The 21,984-nt window shown below is 70.0% G+C and carries 20 protein-coding genes and 1 pseudogene; 11 read left to right on the top strand and 10 right to left on the bottom strand.

What is annotated here, in order from left to right; translation table 11 throughout:
- From MXD58_RS03655 to MXD58_RS03645, 3 genes and pseudogenes are all read left to right on the top strand, one after another.
- Positions 1-322, top strand: a pseudogene (locus tag MXD58_RS03655) (hypothetical protein); the annotation flags it as partial.
- Positions 319-1,167, top strand: coding sequence for a hypothetical protein (locus tag MXD58_RS03650; RefSeq protein WP_248838413.1), 849 nt, complete (start codon positions 319-321; stop codon positions 1,165-1,167). The pseudogene MXD58_RS03655 and the gene MXD58_RS03650, both read left to right, overlap by 4 nt.
- Positions 1,168-1,194: 27 nt before the next feature.
- On the top strand, positions 1,195-1,905 hold the full coding sequence (locus tag MXD58_RS03645) for a hypothetical protein (protein WP_248838414.1): 711 nt from the start codon (positions 1,195-1,197) through the stop codon (positions 1,903-1,905).
- Between the two features lie 19 nt (positions 1,906-1,924).
- Here MXD58_RS03645 and MXD58_RS03640 read toward each other — a convergent pair whose 3' ends face one another.
- A complete protein-coding gene (locus MXD58_RS03640) occupies positions 1,925-2,446 on the bottom strand; it encodes a PH domain-containing protein (RefSeq protein WP_248838415.1) in 522 nt (173 codons plus the stop codon).
- Positions 2,447-2,506: 60 nt separating this feature from the next.
- Entirely contained in the window at positions 2,507-3,397 is an 891-nt protein-coding gene (locus MXD58_RS03635; RefSeq protein WP_248838416.1) for a biotin--[acetyl-CoA-carboxylase] ligase, read from the bottom strand.
- Between the two features lie 346 nt (positions 3,398-3,743).
- Between MXD58_RS03635 and MXD58_RS03630 the strand changes: the two genes are divergently transcribed.
- The 4 genes from MXD58_RS03630 (at position 3,744) to MXD58_RS03615 (ending at position 8,004) form a co-directional block, all read left to right on the top strand.
- Complete coding sequence (locus MXD58_RS03630; RefSeq protein ID WP_284677813.1) at positions 3,744-5,339, top strand: acyl-CoA carboxylase subunit beta; 1,596 nt, start codon at positions 3,744-3,746, stop codon at positions 5,337-5,339.
- An 80-nt stretch (positions 5,340-5,419) separates the two neighbouring features.
- A complete protein-coding gene (locus MXD58_RS03625) occupies positions 5,420-5,674 on the top strand; it encodes an acyl-CoA carboxylase subunit epsilon (protein WP_248838418.1) in 255 nt (84 codons plus the stop codon).
- A gap of 115 nt (positions 5,675-5,789) precedes the next feature.
- Entirely contained in the window at positions 5,790-7,547 is a 1,758-nt protein-coding gene (locus MXD58_RS03620; protein WP_248838419.1) for an acetyl/propionyl/methylcrotonyl-CoA carboxylase subunit alpha, read from the top strand.
- Positions 7,548-7,605: 58 nt separating this feature from the next.
- Positions 7,606-8,004 carry a DUF5313 family protein gene (locus MXD58_RS03615; protein ID WP_248838420.1) on the top strand — a complete coding sequence of 133 codons (399 nt, stop codon included), beginning with the start codon at positions 7,606-7,608 and terminating at the stop codon, positions 8,002-8,004.
- Positions 8,005-8,689: 685 nt separating this feature from the next.
- On the opposite strand, the gene MXD58_RS03610 is transcribed toward MXD58_RS03615, so the two are convergent.
- Positions 8,690-10,171, bottom strand: a complete 1,482-nt coding sequence (locus MXD58_RS03610) for an NAD(P)H-quinone dehydrogenase (protein WP_248838421.1) — start codon at positions 10,169-10,171, stop codon at positions 8,690-8,692.
- A 190-nt stretch (positions 10,172-10,361) separates the two neighbouring features.
- Here MXD58_RS03610 and MXD58_RS03605 point away from each other — a divergent pair, with 190 nt between their 5' ends.
- A complete protein-coding gene (locus tag MXD58_RS03605) occupies positions 10,362-10,802 on the top strand; it encodes a gamma-glutamylcyclotransferase family protein (RefSeq protein ID WP_248838422.1) in 441 nt (146 codons plus the stop codon).
- Between the two features lie 98 nt (positions 10,803-10,900).
- Here MXD58_RS03605 and MXD58_RS03600 read toward each other — a convergent pair whose 3' ends face one another.
- The 4 genes from MXD58_RS03600 to MXD58_RS03585 form a co-directional block, all read right to left on the bottom strand.
- The gene (locus tag MXD58_RS03600; protein ID WP_248838423.1) at positions 10,901-12,118 is read right to left on the bottom strand and encodes an amidohydrolase; all 1,218 of its coding nucleotides are present in this window, start codon (positions 12,116-12,118) and stop codon (positions 10,901-10,903) included.
- Positions 12,119-12,212: 94 nt separating this feature from the next.
- A complete protein-coding gene (locus MXD58_RS03595) occupies positions 12,213-13,361 on the bottom strand; it encodes a glutamate--cysteine ligase (RefSeq protein ID WP_248838424.1) in 1,149 nt (382 codons plus the stop codon).
- 164 nt (positions 13,362-13,525) lie between these two features.
- Positions 13,526-15,349, bottom strand: a complete 1,824-nt coding sequence (aspS, locus tag MXD58_RS03590; protein ID WP_248838425.1) for an aspartate--tRNA ligase — start codon at positions 15,347-15,349, stop codon at positions 13,526-13,528.
- A 175-nt stretch (positions 15,350-15,524) separates the two neighbouring features.
- On the bottom strand, positions 15,525-15,914 hold the full coding sequence (locus MXD58_RS03585; RefSeq protein WP_248838426.1) for a hypothetical protein: 390 nt from the start codon (positions 15,912-15,914) through the stop codon (positions 15,525-15,527).
- 40 nt (positions 15,915-15,954) lie between these two features.
- On the opposite strand from MXD58_RS03585, the gene MXD58_RS03580 reads away from it, so the two are divergent.
- Positions 15,955-16,767 carry a purine-nucleoside phosphorylase gene (locus MXD58_RS03580; RefSeq protein WP_248838427.1) on the top strand — a complete coding sequence of 271 codons (813 nt, stop codon included), beginning with the start codon at positions 15,955-15,957 and terminating at the stop codon, positions 16,765-16,767.
- Positions 16,767-18,725, top strand: a complete 1,959-nt coding sequence (locus MXD58_RS03575; protein WP_248838428.1) for a phospho-sugar mutase — start codon at positions 16,767-16,769, stop codon at positions 18,723-18,725. Before MXD58_RS03580 ends, MXD58_RS03575 begins: the two co-directional genes overlap by 1 nt.
- Here MXD58_RS03575 and upp read toward each other — a convergent pair.
- The gene (gene upp / locus MXD58_RS03570; RefSeq protein WP_248838429.1) at positions 18,710-19,348 is read right to left on the bottom strand and encodes a uracil phosphoribosyltransferase; all 639 of its coding nucleotides are present in this window, start codon (positions 19,346-19,348) and stop codon (positions 18,710-18,712) included. The two genes, MXD58_RS03575 and upp, sit on opposite strands and share 16 nt — an antisense overlap.
- A 36-nt stretch (positions 19,349-19,384) precedes the next feature.
- Between upp and deoC the strand changes: the two genes are divergently transcribed.
- Positions 19,385-20,152: a deoxyribose-phosphate aldolase gene (gene deoC / locus MXD58_RS03565; protein WP_248838430.1), complete on the top strand. Its 768-nt coding sequence runs from the start codon at positions 19,385-19,387 to the stop codon at positions 20,150-20,152.
- A 14-nt stretch (positions 20,153-20,166) separates the two neighbouring features.
- Here deoC and MXD58_RS03560 read toward each other — a convergent pair whose 3' ends face one another.
- Both MXD58_RS03560 and MXD58_RS03555 read right to left on the bottom strand, forming a co-directional pair.
- The gene (locus MXD58_RS03560) at positions 20,167-20,802 is read right to left on the bottom strand and encodes a DNA-3-methyladenine glycosylase I (protein WP_248838431.1); all 636 of its coding nucleotides are present in this window, start codon (positions 20,800-20,802) and stop codon (positions 20,167-20,169) included.
- Complete coding sequence (locus MXD58_RS03555; protein ID WP_248838432.1) at positions 20,799-21,902, bottom strand: adenosine deaminase; 1,104 nt, start codon at positions 21,900-21,902, stop codon at positions 20,799-20,801. Before MXD58_RS03555 ends, MXD58_RS03560 begins: the two co-directional genes overlap by 4 nt.
- Between the last annotated feature and the right edge of the window lie 82 nt (positions 21,903-21,984).

Raw genomic sequence — 21,984 nt, 5'->3', positions numbered from 1 at the left:
CGGCTGGGCGGGCAGGCCACCGCGGACGTCGAGTTCTACCGGACGCACCGGGCACGTCGTCGCGCTGGTGTTCGCGCTGGTCGCCGCTCTCGGCTACGGCGCCTCCTCGATCGCGCAGGCCGAAGGTGCACGCCGCGCGACGGACACGCTGCGGGCGCTGCGCCATCCGCTGTACCTGGCCGGTCTCGGCGGCGACGCGCTGGCCTGGCTCGCGTCCCTCGTGGCGCTGCGGTCCCTGGCCGTCTACCAGGTCCAGGCGATCCTCGCCGGATCGCTGGCCGTCACCGTCGTCGGCGCGCGGGTCGTGCTGGCCGCCCGATGACGTCGCCGCGGCCCGTGCCGGCGGACGTGCATCGCCCACCGACGAGCACCGGCGGACTCCCACTACCCGAGGTGCCGGCGCTGGACGCACTCGGCCGTGCGCCGGCCGGGTACGGATCAGGCAAGCCGGGCGGAGACGACGCCGCGTCCCTGCCGGGCCTCCTGCCAGGTCTGCCGCCGGAGCCCACGCCGAGTCCGCGCGGCGGACCCGCACCCGCACCCGCACCCGCGGATCGCCGCCGACCGGCGGCCAACCGGCACAAGGTCCTCATCGACAGGCGCCTGCTGGCCGCGGGCGGCGCGCTGGCCGTGACGCTGATCGTCGTCTTCGGCGTTCTTGCCTTCGCTGCCGGTGGTGACACCAAGGCCGCCAGCCCCGCCGGGCCGACTCCGGCCGCTGCCGGCTCCGGCACCGCGATCGCGGCTGCGGCCGGGAACCCGCAGGATCGCCTGCGGGCGCTGTTGAACCCGACCGCGTTGACCGACTGCTCCGCGCCGCCCCACAGCGACAGCGCCTACGCGGACGCCACCCTGATCTGCAAGGCGCCCTCCGGGCGGAGCGTGACGGCGTTCGGCTTCCCGAACCGCTCGGCGGTCGACCGGCAGATCGGCGCCCGGGAGGCGTTCTACGTCGACGAGGGCAACTGCGACGACGGGCAGCAGAGCACTGAGCGGTGGACGTCCGGAGCGGACAAGGCCGGCGGCGACCGGCTCTGTTACTTCTTCGCCAAGCGGTTCTACGAGTTCTGGGCCTACGACGACAAGCTCGTCGCCTTCTCGACGGACGACGCCGATGCGACGCAGCTCAACACCTGGTGGCACACGTTCGATCCGGTGCGGCACTGACAACCTCACGCGGGGAGGCTGGTCTCGATGGAGGAACCCGGCGTAGACCCGCCGCGGGAGCAGGAGTCAGCCCCGGGCGCGCCGGATCCCGCTACCGATGACGGCGGCGGCTCGCGGCAACGACGCGGGCGCCCGGGACGGCGGCGGACCGTCCTGCTCGCCACCGTCGCGGTGCTCGTCGTGCTTGGTGCGGCGGTCGCGACCGGTCTCACCCTGACCGGCGGGTCGGAATCGAACGGCAGGGCGAGTCCTGGTCCCGCCGCGTCCAGGCCCGCCCGCGACTCTTCGGGCCCGTCCGTACTTCCGACCGCCACCGCGACGCTCGACGCGGCCGACGCCGGTCTGCTGGCCGTCCTGCGCCCGTTCGCCGTTACGGACTGCCAGCCCGGGGCGCGCGACGAAAGCGTGACTGCCTCACTACGCTGCGCACCAGGCTCGGGTGTTGCAGGGGCTCCCGCCCGGATTTCCATCGTCAGATACGCCGACGCCGCGGCGCTGCGAGCCGACGTCGGCCGTCGATCGGCGGCGCTCGCCGACACCGGGGACTGCGGGCGGGGGCAGAGCAGCGTCGAACGCTGGACGCACAGCTCGCGGCGGCGCGGCACCTTCCTGTGCGAAGCGGCGCCGGGGCGATTCGCTGTCACGTGGACCGTCGACGACGAGCTTCTGGGCTTCACGACCGAGGACTCCGACGCCGCCCGCCTGTTGGCCTGGTGGCGCGACTTCGACCCGGTGTGACCTGAACGGCCCGGCCCCGTCAGTAGTCGCCGTTCGGGTAGTCGGTACGGCCGCGCGCCTGGTAAGGCGCCGCGAGCTCGGCGAGGTTTTCCTGCACCCGCTCGATGTGCGGTACGCAGGACAGCACGACCCGCCCCCGGCCGGTCGTCTCGATGACCAGACGGCCCGATCCGACCGCCCGCTCGAACAGGCTCTGCTGGATGGTCGCTGCGCCCAGCCAGGCCAGCGGGATGTCCCGGCCGACCCGCGTCACAAGCCCTTCGCGGATCACCAGCCGTTGGCTGGTGACGACGTAGTGGGTGGTCAGCTGGCGCAGCCACGGCAGGACGCCGAGGTAGGCGATGGCGCCGAGGGCGACGAGGAGCACGAGGTACTGGATGGGCTTCTGCACGAAGCCGCCTGGAGCGAAGAAGACACCGAAAACCGCGAAGAGCATGGCCGCCACCGTCCACAGCGCGGGGACGATCAGGCTCACCCAGTGCGGATGCAGGTGCAGGACGACCTCTTCGTCCCGGGTGAGGATGTCATCGGGAAATGCCACAGTGACGATCGTCGCACCTGACACCGACCGGCCACGCCGGGGTCCCCCGAACCCACCGGGTCAGCGGAGGTGGACCACGTCGGCGGCGCTGTAGGCGCGGCCGTCGACGATCAGGCGGCCTTCATGATCAACATCCGTCGCCGTCCCGGTCTCGGCCGTCCCGCCGGGCAGCATCAGGCGCACCTGCCGGCCCACCGTCGCGCACCGTGCCAGGTAGGCGGCCCGGGCCTGGCCGGGATCCGCCTCCCAGGCGGCCAGCGCCGTGACCAGATCGCCGAGGATCCGCCCAAGCAGGCCGGTCCGGTCCAGCGCGACGGGCGGGGCGCCGAGCTGGAGCAGGCTCGTCGAACGTTCCGGCAGCTCATCCGGCTCCGCGAGCACATTGAGCCCAAAGCCGACGACCACCGATGCCGGTACCGGTGCCGGGACCAGCTCGGTCAGGATGCCGGCCAGCTTCGCGCCGTCGACCAGGACGTCGTTGGGCCACTTGAGCACCGCGGGCAGGCCCGCGAACGACTGCACCGTGGTCGCCAGCGAAGTACCCACCACCATCGGCAACCATCCGAGCCGCGCCGTTTCGAGCGACGGCCGAAGCAGCAGCGACGCCGTCAGCCCGGCGCCCGGCCGGGACAGCCACGAGCGGTCAAGCCGACCACGCCCGGCGGACTGCCGCTCCGCGACGAGCACCTGGCCCCGGGGAGTCGCCCCGTTGGCTCCGCCCGCGTGCCACCGGCGGGAGATCTCGGCGACGCCGGGCTCCGTCACCACTGCCCGCGCTGCTCGCGCGAGGGCGGCATTCGTGGAGTCGATCTCGGAGACCACCGCGACATCGAGACCGGCAGCCGACGCGAGCGCCGTCAGCCGCGCGGCGTCGAACGGACCGCGTCTGTCAGAAGGTTCCGGCGGGAGGGCGGGCGTTCCGGCGGACGATGTCCCCGACGGTGACGTCATGGTGCCAGCCTGCCAGAACCCATCACCGTCGGCGCCGCTAGTCGAGCGACCGCGCAGCCATCGTCACAGGCGCCGTCGCTACCTCGTCGCCGCCCGGTCGCCCGACGACGAACCAGACACCTCTCACTTCCGGGTCCCCATCATCACCCTCAGGCGTTGGGGACGCAGAGTGATCAACTCACCACCGAACCAGACGACTCGGGTGCCTGATCGGGCGCGAGGTATCGCTGACTGTGTGACCTGCGATACCGCGAGCCGTTGCGGGACCATAGATTCCTCACATTGGATGAGATCAACTCCACATGAGCCGAGCGCGTGGGCGCGCGGGGGCCGTACGCTGCGGCCTATGGCTCTCTCTGCGCCCGCTGAGGATTCTGCTCACGACCCGCACACGACCGCAGGGCGACTGGCTCACCTGCGACGCGTGAACGACGAGGCTGTTAACGCCGGATCGCAGCGGGCCGTGGACGCTCAGCACGCCAAGGGCAAGATGACCGCGCGCGAGCGGATTGAGGCGTTCCTCGACCCGGGCTCGTTCGTCGAGACCGATGCCTTCGCCCGCCACCGGGCACACGACTTCGGCGTCCAGGCCAACCGGCCGTACGGCGACGGTGTCGTGACCGGCTACGGCACCGTCGACGGCCGCCAGGTCTGCGTGTTCAGCCAGGACTTCACGGTCTTCGGCGGCAGCCTCGGCGAGGTCTTCGGCGAGAAGATCGTCAAGATCATGGATCTGGCGATGAAGACCGGCAGCCCGGTCGTCGGCATCAACGACTCCGGCGGCGCGCGAATCCAGGAAGGCGTCGTCTCGCTCGGCCTCTACGGCGAGATCTTCTATCGGAACGTCATGGCCTCGGGGGTGGTTCCCCAGCTCTCACTGATCATGGGCCCGTGTGCCGGCGGCGCCGTGTACTCCCCGGCAATCACCGACTTCACGCTGATGGTCGACCAGACCAGCCACATGTTCATCACCGGTCCCGACGTCATCAAGGAAGTCACCGGCGAGGACGTCGGGATGGAGGAGCTGGGCGGCGCGGCGACCCACAACTCCCGCAGCGGCGTCGCTCACTTCCAGGCTGCCGACGAGGCCGAATGCCTCGAACTCGCCCGCGCCCTGCTCTCGTACCTGCCGTCCAACAACCTCGACCCAGCGCCGGTGTACGACGGCGTGGACGATCTGGACGCCGAGGTCGACCCCGAGCTGGACACCTTCATCCCCGACTCACCCAACACGCCGTACGACATGCATCAGATCATCGAGCGGCTACTGGACGAGGGCGACTTCCTCGAGGTGCACGCCCAGTTCGCCCGCAACCTGATCGTGGGATTCGGCCGGATCGACGGCGCGTCGGTCGGGATCGTCGCCAACCAGCCGATGCAGTTCGCCGGGACACTCGACATCGACGCCAGCGAGAAGGCCGCTCGCTTCGTCCGGACCTGCGACGCCTTCAACATCCCCGTGTTGACCCTGGTCGACGTGCCCGGCTTCCTGCCCGGCACCTCCCAGGAGTGGAACGGCATCATCCGGCGCGGCGCGAAGCTGATCTACGCCTACGCGGAGGCGACCGTCCCCAAGGTCACCGTCATCACGCGGAAGGCCTATGGCGGCGCCTACGACGTGATGGGCTCCAAGCACCTGCGGGCCGACATCAACCTCGCCTGGCCCACCGCCGAGATCGCCGTCATGGGAGCACGAGGCGCGGTCAACATCATCTACCGCCGGGACCTCGCCAAGTCCGAATCACCGGAGACCCGCCGCGCCGAGCTGATCCAGGACTACAACGACCACTTCGCGACGCCTTACATCGCGGCGGAGCGCGGCTACCTCGACGCGGTGATCAACCCCTCCGACACCCGCCGCGAGATCATCCGTGCGCTGCGCCTGCTGCGGACCAAGCGTGAGTCCCTGCCGCCGAAGAAGCACGGCAACATCCCGCTGTAGTGGCAGTGTCCGACCAAGGGACGACGGTGCTACGCCGAGGTGAGCACCGAGCCGGGCAGGCATCAAGCAAGGAGACGACCGTGGCCAGGGACGAAGGCGCGCCGAGCGGCGCGCCGCATCTACGGCTGATCCGTGGCAACGCCACTCCCGAGGAGATCGCCGCGGTGGTGGCACTGCTCGCGGCCCGGTCGGCCCCGGCGGAGGCTCCGTCCCGTCCCGTTCGCTCCACCTGGGCTGATCCTGCGCAGGCACTTCGCAGCCCACTGCACATCGGGGCGGGCTCGTGGCGCCGCTCCGGACTGAGCCCGGGTATCCGCACCCGGGCCGGCTGGTGACCGAACGGAAGTGCGACGGTGAAGTACCGGCGACATCACGTCAGAGTTCAACGAGAGCGAGCTGTGCGGCCCGACTCGCCTAACCCCAGGCAGGCCGGACGAGGACGGGAGCAACGTGCGTAAGATCCTCATTGCTAACCGCGGCGAGATTGCGGTTCGGGTGGCCCGGGCCTGCCGCGATGCGGGTTACACCAGTGTTGCCGTGTACGCCGAGCCAGACATCGACGCGCTGCACGTGCGAGTGGCGGACGAGGCGTTCGCCCTGGGCGGGACGACTCCCGGCGACTCGTATCTGCGCATCGACAAGATTCTCGACGCGTGCAAGTCGTCCGGCGCCGACGCGGTTCACCCCGGCTACGGCTTTCTCTCCGAGAACGCCGAATTTGCCGAGGCTGTGATCGGGGCCGGTCTCACGTGGATCGGGCCGCCGCCGGAGGCCATTCGCCGTCTTGGTGACAAGACCGCGGCCCGCCACATCGCACTCGCCGTCGGCGCGCCCCTTGCTCCCGGCACCGCCGACCCCGTTGCCGGCGTGGACGAGGTCATCGCCTTCGCCGAGCAGTACGGACTGCCCGTCGCCATCAAGGCGGCGTTCGGTGGTGGCGGTCGAGGCCTCAAAGTCGCCTGGACGATGGAAGAACTTCCCGAGCTGTTCGACAGTGCGGTTCGCGAGGCGGTGGCCGCCTTCGGCCGTGGCGAGTGCTTCGTCGAGCGCTACCTCGACCAGCCACGGCATGTTGAGACTCAGGTCCTCGCGGACACCCAGGGCAACGTCGTCGTCGTCGGTACCCGCGACTGTTCCCTGCAGCGGCGCTATCAGAAGCTCGTCGAGGAAGCTCCCGCCCCCTTCCTGTCGGAGGCGCAGCTGACCTCGCTGTACGAGGCATCCAAGGCCATCTGCAAGCAGGCAGGCTATGTAGGGGCTGGCACCGTCGAGTTCCTCGTGGCTCGAGATGGCATGATCTCCTTTCTTGAGGTAAACACCCGCCTCCAGGTGGAGCACCCGGTCACCGAGGAGGTCTCTGGGGTGGACCTGGTCCGCGCCCAGTTCCGGATCGCCGAGGGCGAGGCGCTGACCTTCACCGATCCCGCCCCCCGCGGCCACTCCATCGAGTTCCGGATCAACGGCGAGGACCCAGGACGCAACTTCCTGCCGGCGCCTGGGACAGTGACGACGTTCGTCGCGCCCGCAGGGCCCGGAGTCCGCCTCGACACCGGGATCGAGAGCGGCAGCGTCATTGGTGGTGCTTTCGACTCGTTGCTAGCCAAGCTCATCGTCACCGGCGCCACCCGCCAGGAGGCTCTGGAGCGTGCACGGCGCGCACTCGACGAGATGGTCGTCGACGGCATGGCGACCGCCCTGCCCTTCCATCGCGCCGTGGTCCGGGATCCCGCTTTCGCTCCTGACGACACCGCAGAGCCGTTCCGCATCCACAACCGCTGGATCGAAACCGAGTTCGACAACACCATTCCGGCGTTCGTCGGCGGCACCGATGCGGATGTCACCTCCGCGGCGAGGGAAGCCGTCGTCGTGGAGGTTGGTGGAAAGCGCCTCGAAGTGGTACTCCCGGCAGGTTTCGGTGCCTCAGCGGCGGCGACCACCAAGGGCGCGACGCCCAAGCGGCGGGCCCGCGGCGCCGCTGCCGCGAAGGTGACCGGCGATGCCCTGACGAGCCCCATGCAGGGCACCATCGTGAAGGTGGCAGTCAGCGAAGGAGAAACCGTCTCGGCCGGCGATCTCATCATCGTTCTTGAGGCGATGAAGATGGAGCAACCGATCAACGCGCACCGAGATGGCAAGGTCACCGACCTGTCGGCCGCCGTCGGCGCTGTGGTCACCAGTGGCGCTGTCCTCTGCGAGATCAAGGACTGACGCGGCCCGGCCACCGTCGAGTAGGTCTCACCACCCGGCCTCTTCGTAAGCTGCGGGTATGAACGCCGGCGAAGAGGGTCCCACGGTGAGTGACCAGGATGTGCGGGTAAGCGACCCGTCAGCGAAGTTCCCACGCCCCCCGCTGACGGGTCGCGTGCACTACCTGCTCGGCGGGACACTCCCGCCGAGCTACAGCGCATGGACTTTGCGCGATCTGACGGGACCGGGCTGGCGGACACGCCAGGCCGCTCGCCCATTCATCCTTACCCTTCCTTTTGCCCTTGTCTTCACGTTGATGCCAGGCGAAATAGAGATACGTGCCCTAACTGTCGCCTTTCTACTGATCTCAGGGGTGGGACTGGGTTTTGCTACCAGCGGCTACTTCCGGAATCGCCGTCTAGAGCAGCACGGATTCCCGCCTGTCTTCCCGCAGAACGATGACGATGGCGTCGAATAGTGGTAGAGGCCCGAACCTACAGCGGTCAGCCAGCAAGGCGCTGCTCCACGAAGTGCCTGAGGCGATGATGCCGCCGACATTGCGGCCCAAGGTTGGCCTCACCGGTCTCACCGCCCTCTCGACGTGGCCTGGTGTGGTCGAGATCGCAGGCCGCTGAGGGTCTGTCGCACTGTCCTCCGCCATCTCGCGGGCAATCCCCGCCGGGATCGGTCCGTAGCCAGGAGTCTCATCAGGGCTCTCAGAAATACCGAGCAAGCAGTCCACCGGAACGATCACCTGAATTTCAGTCGCACGCCCTCATGGTTACTCCCCATCAATAGGTCGAAAAAGAACGTCCGCCCTACGTTGGTCTAGATCCCGCTCGTCGCCGGCGCCGGCCGGCTGTCTGGCCAGGAGATCGATTCAACGGAACACCATTACCATTCGATCTGCCGGCAGCAGGGCGGCGAGCCTACCCATCCCGTCGATCTCGGTCCGCATCTCCACCCGCCGTTTGGTAGCCGCTTTCCGGCGTCGCCTTCGCCGGCTCATTGTATGGATCTGACGCTGAACCTGGCCTACTCTCATGCCAGGCACCACTCGCGCATCGGAAGCGCAGGCGACGAAGAGCACCATCGGGGATCAATGCCTGCAGGCATGCATGCCCGCTTCGACTGCCCAGCAGTGAGGACCGGTGCTCAACGACTCAGACTGGACTGTCGAAACCAGCGAAGAAGTCCCGTGGCCGCAGCACTCGAGCTGCCTCGGTTATCGAGCCGGACAGCGACGGATACACGGAGAAGGTATGCGCGATCTGATCGACCGTGAGGCCGTGTTCGACAGCCAGCGCCACCGAAAGGATGAGCTCAGAAGCCCGCGGAGCTACGACCACTCCGCCAAGAACGCTCCCACTACCGGGCCGGCAGAACAGCTTCACGAAACCGTCTTCAATACCCATCATCTTGGCCCGGGGGTTACGAGAGAGCGGCACGGTCGTCACTTCAGCCGCCACCGCTCCGGTGTCTTTCATTACCTGCGTGACGCCAACCGTTGCGATCTCCGGCTCGGTGAAGATGTTGGAGGACACCGTGCCCAGACGCAGCGGACTGACCGCCTCGCCAAGGGCGTGCCACATGGCGATGCGACCCTGCATCGCCGCGACCGAGGCCAACGGCAGAACTCCGGTGCAGTCCCCCGCCGCGTAGACCCCTGGGACCGAGGTCCGAGACATTCGGTCGACATTCACGTGTCCACCTGGCCGCAGGCGGATTCCCACATCGGTCAGTCCGAGCCCCGTCGTCCGTGGCACGGAGCCAACTGCCATCAGAGCGTGGCTACCTGTGACCGTCCGGCCATCGGTGAGCTCGACGATCACTCCGTCGCCGATCCGGCGAACGGAGGCCGCGCGCGAGCGGTTGAGAACCTCAATCCCACGGCGGACAAACACATCCTCGATGACCCGGGCGGCGTCCGGGTCCTCCCCGGGCAGGACTCGCTCCCGGGACGACACGAGCGTGACCTCGGCGCCCAGGGCGCGATAGGCACTCGCGAACTCGGCTCCAGTCACCCCAGAACCGACGACGACCAGGTGTTCCGGAATATCCTTAAGATCGTAAAGATGACGCCATGTGAGGATGCGCTCACCATCCGGCTCGGCCGAGGCGAGATTCCGGGGCATGGCCCCCGTCGCGATGAGAATCACATCTCCGACGAAGGTCTCGCCTGTACTGACCTCGACCGCATGCGGGCCGACGAGGCGCCCTAGGCCGTGGACGACCTCGACTTTCTCCCGCTCCAAGCGAAGCTCGATGTCCAGAGACTGTGCCTTGGCCAGCTCCCGGACACGTTCGTACACCTTCTCCGGATCGACGCTGACGACCTCGGGCGGCGTGAGCGCATGGCCGTCAGCCTCCGGGCCGCCGGACATCCCCCAAGCCACGGCGGGCAGCGCTGCCTCGCCATGCGCTCCGAAGCCGTGCGGCCGAATCCCCAGACCCGGGGCAAGTGCGAGATTTGTCATCGTCTCGGACGTCGCGATCAACGTCTTGGAGGGGACACAGTCCGTTAGTACGCATGCGCCACCCACCCCGTCCGAGTCGATGACCGTGACTGTGGCGCCCAGCGACGCGGCGACGAGGGCCGCCTCGTACCCGCCTGGTCCGCCGCCGAGAATGACGATGCGCGTCACGTGTCCTCCCGATCTGATATCTCCTCCTTTTATCTTCCCCCGCACCGAAGTCTGCTCTCCTCCCGGTGCGGAGAGGTCCGTAGGATCGCCTACGGAGGTAGCAGGTGGGATGTAATACGCGTCACCCCTCTCCAATTGTCGACCAGGAACGCGCTGTCATAGCCACGCACCGTCACCCCGAGAGACCACGATGACCTTGTACGCGGCGTACGCCGGCAATCTGGACCCGGCGCAGATGAAGGAGCGGACCCCCCATTCACCTGTCACCGGCACTGGTTGGATCAACGGCTGGCGGCTGACCTTCGGTGGCGAGAACGTCGGCTGGGACGGAGCTCTTGCCACCATCGTCGAGTCGCCGGGCGCCCACGCCTACGCGCTTCTCTACGATCTTGACCGCTACGACCTCGAACGTCTGGACATCTGGGAGGGTGCCGACACTGGCCTCTACACCCGCATCCGGGTCCGGGTGTCGACCCTCGACGGCGAGGCCCTGGCCTGGACATACATCCTCAACTCGTACGAGGGCGGGCTGCCGTCCCGTTGGTACCTCGAGATGATCGCTGATTCGGCGGAGAAGGCCGGTGCTCCGGCGGACTACATCGAGGAGCTTCGTTCACGGCCCACCGCGTAGCCGCTCCTGTCACGCCATGCCGATCCCACCGGCTCCACCGGCTCCGGGAGTCCGCGCCAGGTACCTGCCCTGGCTTCGACCGCCAGCAGCGGCCATGGTCAGGGGGCTGCTGGCGGACGACGCAACAGTTCAAGGGCAGCACCGGCGAGCAGGCGCACCCCTACGCCAATCGCCCGTTCGTCCACGTCGAAGGTGCCCTGGTGAAGATCGTGCGTCACGCCACCAGGCTCGCGGGTGCCGAGCCGCGCGAGTCCGCCGGGTACGTGGTTGAGGTACCAGCCGAAGTCCTCGCCGCCCAGGGACTGGGCAACAGTGGTCGCCGCACCGTGCCCTAACGCGCTGTCGACGGCGCTGCGGAAGGCGTCCACGACCTCTCCGTTGTTGACCACAGGCGGCACACCCCGGCGGTAGTCGACGACGATCTGAGCACCGTAGGGCGCGACGAGCTGCTCGGCGAGCCTGGTCACGAGCCCCGGGATCAAGTCCCAGGTCTCCCGGGAGAACGTGCGAAGGGTGCCCCGTAGCTGTCCGGTGCGCGGAATGGCGTTGGCCACAGTGCCGGCCTGCACCTGTCCCCACACCAGCGACAGCGCGGAACGCGGATCGACCAGCCGACCCAGCGCGGCGGGCAGATCCGCGGCCAGCCGGACCATGGCGTAGATCAGGTCCACCGTGTTCTGCGGCCGGGACGTGTGGCCGCCAGGGCCGGCTATCGTGATCTCTATCGCGTCGGCGGCGGAGGTGATCGGGCCCGTACGCAGGCCGATGGTGCCGACGTCGAGAGCCGGATCGCAGTGCACGGCGATCGCCGCGGACACCGGCTTCAGCACGCCGGCGTCGATGACGTCCAAGGCGCCACCCGGCATGAGTTCCTCGGCCGGCTGGAACACGAGGCGGACGGTCCCCGGCAGGGGATGGGACCGGGCGTGCTCGGCAAGTGCAAGCCCGGCACCGAGCGCCACCACGGTGTGCACATCGTGGCCACAGGCGTGCGCGACACCGGGAACGGTGGAACGGTAGGACACGTCCTTGACGTCCGCCAGTGGCAGGGCGTCCATGTCGGCCCGCACCACGATCACCGGCCCCAGCGGATTCCCGTCCGGCCCGGCGCCGATGTCGCACCACATCCCGGGCACGTCCGGGAGCAACCGGGGCGAAAGGCCGGCGGCGCGCAGTCTCGCCTCGATCGTGCTCGCGGTGCGGCGCTCCTGGCGGCCGAGTTCGGGATGAGCGTGCAGGTCGCGACGCAGCGCGATCAGCTCGGCCTCGTGGTCGGTCAACCAGCCGGCAACCGCGGCGGTCTCGTTCGCCTCCATCTGCCGGCCAGGCTCCTCCCCCACAGGCGGCACCCGAACCGACGATCACCTCGGGCGGCGCGCAACGATTTTCGGAACGTTCCTCCGGTGAAAGTTACTGCTCAACGGCCGGACAGCCGGAGTTCATCTCGGCCAGGAGAGTATCGACCACCTGCAGAAGATCTCCATCAGCCCGCTGCGCGACAGCCCGCTGGCGGGCGTAGCTCGCCCCGGTCTCCAGGATGACGAGCACGTCGGACAACTCCTGCGCGCAACCGAGCCGCCGAGCAACCGGGTGGAGGTCCTCCACTAGATCCACCAGATCGTCCCGTAGCGGTCGCACCGCGCCGCGCCCATCGACCATGATCTGTGCGTCCAGCCCGTAGCGAGCCGCCCGCCACTTGTTCTCCTGTACCAGCCACCGCTGCGGTTTCGGCAGGCGATAACCCCGGTCGATCTGCGTGTTCATCCGGTCGACGAGGCACTGAGCGAGAGCGGCGACGGCGCCGACCTCCATCAGGGTGGGCAATCCGTCACAGATCCGCAGTTCCACCGTGCCGAAGTTGGGATGCGGCCGAATGTCCCACCAGACCTCCCTGATCGTTTCGATCGTGCCGGAGGTCACGAGGGTTTCCATGAAGGATTCGAAGCCGGGCCAGTCTTCCAGCGGATAGGGCAGCCCGGCAGTCGGCAGGCTCGCGAAGACCTGGGATCGCGACGATGCCAGGCCGGTCTCGGCGCCGAGCCAATAAGGCGATGAAGCCGACAATGCCAGGAAATGGGGTATGTAGGCCATCAGCGCATTGACGATGGGCATTGCCTTGTCGGCTGAACGAACCCCGACGTGGACATGCACCCCGAAAATAAGCAGCCGCCGGGCCAGCCACTGCATCTGGCTGACCAGCCGGGAGTAACGACTGTCCTCGGTGATCTGCTGGTGATTATAGTCGCTGATGGGATGGGTGCCGCTGCACATGAGCCCGATGCCGCGACGCTCCGCGAGGTCCCGGACGAGCGAGACGGTGCCGGCGAGATCGGCGGTCGCCTCCCCCACCGAGCCGCAGACACCTGTTATGACCTCGATGGTCGACTCGAAGAGCTCGTGTTTGGCCTTCGCGGCTTCCCGCTCGCCGACCTTCGCCTGCAGCTCCTTGAGGATCAAGCTGCCATCGCCCCGCAGCTGCCGCGTCCGGAGGTCGACCAGCTGCAGTTCCCACTCGATTCCGAGACTGGATGTCGTCGATGACGAGAAGGGAATCTGCACTCGGGCTCCTAGGATCGGGACCGATGCCGGCGTCGAACCGCCGTCATCGGGCCGCTGGCTCACGGACAGCAGGAGGTCAGTACCCCCGTTTGTCCGTCGCTATTCACCTGGTACCCGCAGCGCTGACGAACTCCGTGGACGCGCCGAGGGCGCGCCCGGAGCAGTCAGGAGGCCGAGGTCGGAGCCTCGGCGATCACTCGAACCCCGAGTTCCCGGAGCTGACGGTCTGTCACCGGTGTCGGCGCACCTGTCAGCGGATCAAGTCCGGACTGCGTCTTCGGGAACGCGATGACCTCACGAATGTTCTCCTCGCCGGCCAGAATGGCGACGAGCCGGTCGATGCCGACCGCGAAGCCACCATGCGGCGGCGCGCCATAGCCGAACGGGGTGAGAAAGAAGCCGAACCGGGCGTTCGCCGCTTCGGGGGTAATCCCGAGCAGGCCGAATATCCGCTGCTGCAGCTCACTTTCATGGATCCGGATCGAACCCGAGCCGAGTTCCCAGCCGTTGAGAACAAGGTCGTAGGCACGGCTACGCACCGCGAGCGGATCCGACTCCATTTTGTCCAGGTCGTCGGGATGCGGCCGGGTGAAGGGGTGATGGCCGGGCTTCGGCCGTCCGGTGGCGGCGTCGACCCCAACGAACAGCGGGAAGTCGACGACCCAGACGAACCGCAGCGGACCCTGCGCCGCCGGCGGACGGCCGAGATCATTGCGCAGCTGCCCGAGCACCTCGCAGGTGGTCGCCCATTCGTCGGCCACCAGCAGAAGCAGGTCACCGTCGACGGCCTCGGTGGCCGCGACGATCCCGGCGAGTTCCTCGGGTGAGAGGAACTTCTTCACCGGCGACTCCAGCTCACCGCCCGCACCGGCCCGCATCCACACGAGCCCCTTGGCCCCGAGCGACTTGGCACGCTCGGTGAGGTCGTCGAGCCGGCGCCGGTTGTGGGTCGCCGAGCCACCCGGCACCCGGATGCCCTTGATCGTGGGCGCTCCCGCGAACGCCTTGAAACCGCTGCCAGCGAAGATCGCGGTGAGTTCGACGAGCTCCATGCCGAAGCGCAGGTCCGGCTTGTCGACGCCGAACCGGTTCATCGCCTCGTGCCAGGTGATCCGTTCGATCGGCGGCACCGGCTCGCTCGTCACCGCCCGCGCCGCCGCGAGCACCGCGCCGGACACCACCTCGAGCACGTCGTCCTGGTCGACGAAGCTCATCTCAAGGTCGAGCTGCGTGAACTCGTACTGCCGGTCGGCACGCAGGTCCTCGTCGCGCAGGCACCGGGCGAACTGGAAGTACCGGTCCGTCCCGCCGACCATGAGCAACTGCTTGAACAGCTGCGGCGACTGCGGCAGCGCGTAGAAGCTGCCGGGGAACTGCCGGGACGGCACGATGAACTCCCGTGCGCCCTCCGGCGTCGAGGGCATCAGCAGCGGCGTCTCCACCTCGACGAAGTCGAGGGGGGCGAGCGCCGCGCGCATCGCCAGCAGCACCGCCGACCGGGTGCGCAGGTTGCGCTGCATCCGTTCCCGGCGCAGGTCGAGGTAGCGGTAGGCCAGCCGGGTCGACTCGTCGACCGCGTCGGCACGGGAGTCGAGCGGGAACGGCGGCGGGGTCGCGGTCGACAGAATCTCGACCGCGCAGTCCCGCAGTTCGATCTCGCCGGTGGCCAGGGCCGGGTTCGCGGTGCCCGCCGGGCGGATGACCACCGTGCCGGTGACACGCAGCACGTACTCGGACCGGACGTCGACGGACCCATCGACGACGACCTGCACCAGCCCGGAGTGGTCCCGCAGGTCGACGAAGGACAGCGCCTGCCCGTGCTGGCGGCGGTGCGCCACCCAACCGCACACCGAGACGGTCTCGCCGACGTGTTCCGCCCGCAGGTCACCGCACAGGTGGGTGCGCATCGCCGTGCGCCGCCCCCCGGCCGGGGAGCCCCCTGCGCCCGGGGTCGGTAGCTCGCCGGTGGCCGGCTGGGTTGTAGTCATCGGTCCGTCGTTCCCATCGCTGTCCGGTTCGGCCCGCCTGGCGTGGGTTTCGCCTGTCTGGCGGCGACACTCGCCCGTGTGGTGGCGACATCGTCACGCCCGCCGCGGGATCCCGTCCCGACCTTATCGGCCGCCACGCCGGGACGGACCGGTCAGGCCACCCGGGCGCCCACCCTCAGCGGCGCAATGCACGGATCAACCGGGCAACCTCCGTGCGCAACCGGGCCGGCACGCGCAGGGTCTGACGGCCCCGCGGGGTACTCAGCTCCACGGTGATGACGTCGCCGTGCTTCACACCCCGCGTCGCGCTCACCTCACGCCGGTCGAACACGACGTCGAACCAGTCGCCCTCGCGGGGGAAGGGGGCGAGGACGAGCAGCCGCCGATCGGTCAGCATGATCCAGCGGGACGCGCCGACCCGATGACCGACGAACGTCTCCACCTTGGACGTGAGCCGACCCACGCCCGCCGGATCGGAGAGCCGGCCACGCAGCACGACTTCGGTGAACTCACCCGTCTCCAACGGAACGGACGGGAGCTGGCGGCGGGATGGCAACACGGGCACACCTGCCAGTCTCCCCCCGGGCACCCCGTACAGTCGCCGCGTGCGGGAGCAAGGGGAGCAACCTGACGCGGCGACCTCGGCCGGCCGGCTCGCGGAACTGACCGGAGCCGAGCGGCACGATGTGGCGATCATGCTCGGTTCAGGCTGGCGACCAGCCGCCGACGTGCTGGCCGAGCGCGCGGACGAGGCCGTCGAGATCACGTTCGACCGACTCGGCGGTTTCCCGGACCGCACGGAGGTGCCGGGCCACCACGGGGCCGTCCGCGCCCTGCGGCTCGGGAACCGCCGGCTGCTCGTCTTCCTCGGCCGGGTGCACGCGTACGAGGGTCACGAACTGTCCCGGGTCGTGCACGCGGTGCGGCTGTCGTGCGCCGCCGGAGCGACACGGGTCGTCCTGACGAACGCCGCCGGCGGGCTGCGCGAGGGCCTGTCCGTTGGCCAGCCGGTGCTCATCGCGGACCATCTCAACCTCACCGGACGATCGCCGCTGGTCGGGCCGGCGTTCACAGACATGACCGAGGCTTACTCCCCTCGGCTGCGCCGGCTGGCCCGCGAGGTCGAGCCATCCCTCGCCGAGGGGGTCTACGCGGGCCTACCAGGTCCGCAGTTCGAGACCCCGGCGGAGATCAGGATGCTACGGGTGCTCGGCGCCGACCTCGTCGGCATGTCCACGGTGCACGAGACGATCGCCGCCCGCGCCGCCGGGGCGGAGGTGCTGGGCATCTCCCTGGTGACCAACCTCGCCGCCGGGATGACCGGGCAGCCGCTCGATCACCTGGAGGTGCTGGCCGCGGGAGCCGCGGCCGCGCAGCGGATGGGAAGCCTCCTCGCCGACATCGTCCTGCGGTTCTGATGGACCCCGCCGTGCCGGACGGCGGCCGGCCAGCGACACCGGCGACGGTGGTGCGGGCGGACCTGCCGCCTGGGCTGCCCGGTCCGCTCACCGCCCGGGTGCGGGAATGGCTCGCGGGCGATCCCGACTCGGCGGACCGGTCCGAGCTGACCCGACTGTGCGCGGCGGCCGTTGACGACCCGGCCGCGCTCGCGGACCTCGAAGACCGTTTTCGCGCCCCCCTGCTGTTCGGCACGGCCGGTCTGCGCGGCCCGCTGCGCGCCGGTCCCGGCGGGATGAACACCGCTGTCGTGCGGGGCGCCGCGGCGGGTCTGGCCGGCTGGCTTCGTTCCGCGACGGTGGACGGCGGCGCAATGCCGGACGGCGCGAGGTCGCGCAAGGCCCGCGTTCCGGTGCTGCCGGCGGACGCGGATCCACCCACCGGCGCTCCGCTCGTGGTCATCGGCTACGACGCGCGGCATCGCAGCGCGGCGTTCGCGGTGGACACGGCCCGGGTGGTCGCCGGTGCCGGGCTGCGCGCGCTGCTGCTGCCGGCCCCGCTGCCGACACCGGTGCTCGCCTTCGCCGTACGCCGGCTGCAGGCGGACGCCGGGGTGATGGTCACCGCGAGCCACAATCCAGCCGGCGACAACGGCTACAAGGTGTACGTCGGCGGCGATGACCCGGATCCCGGCCGGGGCGCCCAGCTCGTCGCCCCCCTGGATGCCGACATCGAGCGGCGGATCGCCGCCGTCGGTCCCGCCAGCGCGATCCCGCTCGCCGAGTCCTGGCGCCGCCTCGACGATCAGATCGTCACGGACTACGTGCATGCCGCCGCCGCAGCGGTCCTCGACCTGATGCCGCTGTCCAACCTGATGCCAACGACCGATCTGATGCCAACGACCGATCTGATGCCAACGACCGACCGGACGGGTCGCCCGGCGGATTCGACCGGCCCGCGGCCGGGCGCTCCCGTCGTCGCCTATACCGCGCTGCACGGAGTGGGCACGCGGGTGCTGAACGCGGTGTTCGCCGCCGCCGGGCTCGCCGCGCCGACACCCGTGGCGGAGCAGGCCGCGCCGGACCCCGACTTCCCGACCGTGCGTTGGCCGAATCCGGAGGAACCGGGTGCCATGGACCGGGTGCTGGCGCTCGGTGCCCGCATCGGCGCGGACCTCGTGCTGGCCACCGACCCGGACGCCGACCGGTGCGCGGTCGCCGTCGGCGGCCGGCTGCTGACCGGCGACGAGGTCGGCCTGCTGCTCGCCGACCACCTTCTGCGGCGGCGGCCCGGCCCCGTGGCGACCTCGCTGGTGAGTTCCCGCGGCCTGCGGGCCCTGGCGCGCCAGGCCGGTGTCGCACATCGGGAGACGCTCACCGGCTTCAAGTGGATCATGCGTGCGGACCCGGGGCTGGTGTTCGGGTACGAGGAGGCCCTGGGCTACGCCCTCGCCCCCGAGCTCGTCCGGGACAAGGACGGCATCACCGCCGCACTGGCCGTCGCCCTCATCGCGGCAGCGGCCCGACGCGACGGGCGGACCCTGGCGGATCTCCTCGACGACGTGGCGGCCCGTATCGGCGTGCACGCCACCGGCGGGTACTCCGCCCGCTTCGCCGACGCCGCCGGGAGCACGGCGGCGATGCGACGGCTGCGCGCGGCGCCGCCGGACCGCCTGGCGGGCCGGCCGGTGACGGGCCGGCGCGACGTGCTCCGCGGGGAGACGGCTGGCAGGGTCGGTGCGGCCGAGCCGCTGCCCGCCTCCGACGTGCTCGTGCTCTTCGTCGACGACGACCGGGTGATCTTCCGGCCCAGCGGGACCGAGCCGAAGCTGAAGGTCTACCTCGAGGTGGTCGAGGGAGTTCCGGACGGGGCCCGGTCAGCGGTCGCGGCGGCTCGCGACCGGGCCGGGCGCCGGCTGACCGAGCTCACCGCCGCTGTCCGCGACCTGCTGTCCCCGGCGGGTCACATCTCTCCGTAGAGACGGTCGCCGGCATCGCCAAGGCCGGGAACGATGTAGGCGATGTCGTTGAGTCGCTCGTCGACCGCCGCGGTGACCACCGTCAGCTCCGCCGCCGCCTCGGCCGGCAGCTCCGCTTCCAGCGCCGAGAGGCCCTCGGGGGCGGCGACGATCGAGACGACGATGATTCCCCGCGCCCCCCGGCCGAGCAGCAGCCGCAGGCAGTGCAGCACAGAGCCGCCGGTGGCGAGCATCGGGTCGAGCAGCAGCACCGGGCGGCTGGCGAGGTCCGCGGGGACCGCTTCGAGGTAGACGGTCGGGCGGTGGGTGGACTCGTCCCGGGCCAGGCCGATGAAGGCGGTGTGCGCCTCGGGGAGAAGCCCGAGCGCGGCGGGCAGCATGCCCAGGCCGGCCCGCAGGACGGGGGCGACCACCGGCTCGGCGGCGAGGCGCGCGCCGGTGGTCGTCGCCAGCGGTGTCGTGACGGTCACCGGCGTGATCGGCAACGTCCGGGTCGCCTCGTAGACCAGCATCGTGGCGAGATCGTGCAGAACTGGCCGGAAGCGGGAGCGGGGGGTGCGCTCGTCGCGCAGCACGGTGAGCGACGAGACGGCCAGGGGATGGTCCACGACGTGCAGCTGCATGGACTGACTCCTCTAACCCGGGGCTGGTCGGCAATGATGGAAGGTATGACATCCGTTCCCGCCGGACCCGACCGTTCCGCCAAGCGCCCCGCGGACGGCGCCACGCCGACGTCGGCCGGCGGGCTGCGCCGGGCGGAGGTGGCCCGGATCATCGATCACACCCTGCTGGCGCCGGCGGCGACGGGCGAGGAGGTACTGGCGCTGTGCACGGAGGCGGCGAGGCTCGGCGTAGGAACCGTGTGCGTCGCCCCGACCCATGTGTACCTCGCCGCGGCGAGCGCCCGGCGGGAGAGCCAGGACGAGCCTGCCTTCGCGGTCGCCTCGGTGATCGGCTTCCCGCACGGCAATCACCTTACCGTGATCAAGGCTGAGGAGGCCCGCCGGGCGTTCGCGGATGGCGCCTCCGAGATCGACATGGTGATCGACATCGCGAACGCGATGGACGAGAACTGGCGGGCGATCGAGACCGAGATAGCCGAGGTCCGGCTCTCGCTGCCGCCGCACGTGATTCTCAAGGTCATCCTCGAGACGGCGCTGCTGCCCGACGCGAACATCATCTCCGCCTGCCGGGCGGCCGAGGCCGGCGGCGCCGAGTTCGTGAAGACCTCGACCGGCTTCCACGCCGCCGGCGGAGCCAGCGTGCGCGCCGTGCGCGCGATGGCCGAGGCCGTCGGCGGGCGCCTGGGCATCAAGGCCTCCGGCGGCATCAGGACGGCCGACCAGGCCATCGCCATGATCGAGGCCGGCGCGACGCGGCTTGGCCTGTCCGCGTCGGCGCAGGTGCTGGCCGACTTCCCCGCCTGAGCCGGCCGGCGCCCTCACGCCGCCGGCACGGCGGGCACCCAGCAGTCGGCAAGATGGTCGTCGACCAGGCCGCAGGCCTGCATGAGCGCATAGGCCGTGGTCGGACCGATGAAAACGAACCCGGCCGCGCGCAGCGACTTTGCCAGTGCCACCGACGCCGCGGTCTTCGCCGGAACCTCCGCGAGTGTCGCCGGACGAGGCCCGGGTGCGGGCTGATGGGCCCAGATCAGGTCGGTCAGCGGACGATCGAGCGCCAGCATGGCCCGGGCGTTGACGACGGTGGCCTCGATCTTGCGCCGGTTGCGCACGATGCCGGCGTCGCCGAGCAGCCGCTCGACGTCAGCGGGACCGAACGCCGCGACGGCCCCCGGGTCGAAGCCGGCGAAGGCGGCGCGGAACGCCGGCCGCTTGCGCAGGATCGTCAGCCAGGACAGCCCGGACTGGAATGCCTCCAACGTCACCCGCTCGAACAGCGCCACCGGGTCGCGGACGGGCCGTCCCCACTCCTCGTCGTGGTACTCGACGTACTCCGGGGCGGACAGGCCCCACGGGCAGCGGGCCCGCCCGTCCGCGCCCACCACGGCCCCGGCCCCCACCGTCGCCACCACGGGAGCTGGGGCGCCGTTCTCGTTCACCGTGGTCGCGCTCATCGGGCCAGCTCCTCCTTGACGTACGGGGCGTAGCCCGGCTTGATGACGTTGTTGATGAGATCGAGCCGCTCGTCGAACGGGAGGAACGCCGACTTCATCGCGTTGAGCGTCAGCCAGCGGATGTCGGCCCACCCGTAACCGTGGACGTCGACGAGGGTGGCGAACTCGCTGGCCAGGGACACCCCGCTCATCAGCCGGTTGTCGGTGTTCACCGTGACGCGGAAGTGGAGTGCGCGCAGCAGGGCGATCGGGTGACGCTCGATGCTCGGCGCCGCGCCGGTGTGCACGTTCGAGGTCGGACACATCTCCAGCGGCACCCGCACGTCGCGCACATAGTTGGCGAGGTCACCGAGCGTTGCCCTGCCATCCGGATCGACCGTGATGTCGTCCATGATGCGCACGCCGTGGCCGAGGCGGTCGGCGTTGCACCACTGGACGGCCTCCCAGATCGACGGCAGCCCGAACGCCTCGCCCGCGTGGATCGTGAAGTGGCCGTTGGCCCGCTGGATGTACTGGAAGGCGTCCAGATGCCGGGTCGGCGGGTTGCCCGCCTCGGCACCGGCGATGTCGAAGCCCACCACGCCGGCGTCGCGCCAGCGGACCGCGAGCTCCGCGATCTCCAGCGAGCGGGCCTGGTGGCGCATGGCCGTGAGCAGCCCGCGGATGCGCAGCGACGTGCCCGCGCACCCCGCGCGGAACCCGTCGAGCACGGCCTCGACCACCCCGTCCAGCGTCAGGCCGCGCTCGACGTGCAGCTCCGGGGCGAACCGTACCTCGGCGTAGACGACCCCGTCGGCCGCGAGATCCTCCGCGCACTCCCGCGCGACCCGCGCGATCGCCTCCGCCGTCTGCATCACGGCGACGGTGTGGCTGAACGTCTCCAGGTAGCGGACCAGCGAGCCGCTGTGCGCGCCGCCGCGGAACCAGGTGCTCAGCTCGTGCACGTCGGTGGTCGGCAGATCCCGGTAGCCGCCCTCGTCGGCCAGCTCGACGACCGTGGCCGGGCGTAGGCCGCCGTCGAGGTGGTCGTGCAGCAGAACCTTCGGTACCCGGCGGATCTGCTCGATCGTGATCGGGCCGGGCGCGGCGTCGTTGGTCATTTCTGTCCTCCGTCTCCCGCCCGACGGTAGGCCACGGGTCCGACAGATCCGCGTCGGCGGCGGCCGCCGGCCTGGTCCGGCC

The sequence above is a fragment of the Frankia sp. AgKG'84/4 genome (assembly GCF_023242965.2).
GTDB lineage: Bacteria > Actinomycetota > Actinomycetes > Frankiales > Frankiaceae > Frankia.
This window is presented reverse-complemented; position numbering and strand designations above follow the sequence as displayed.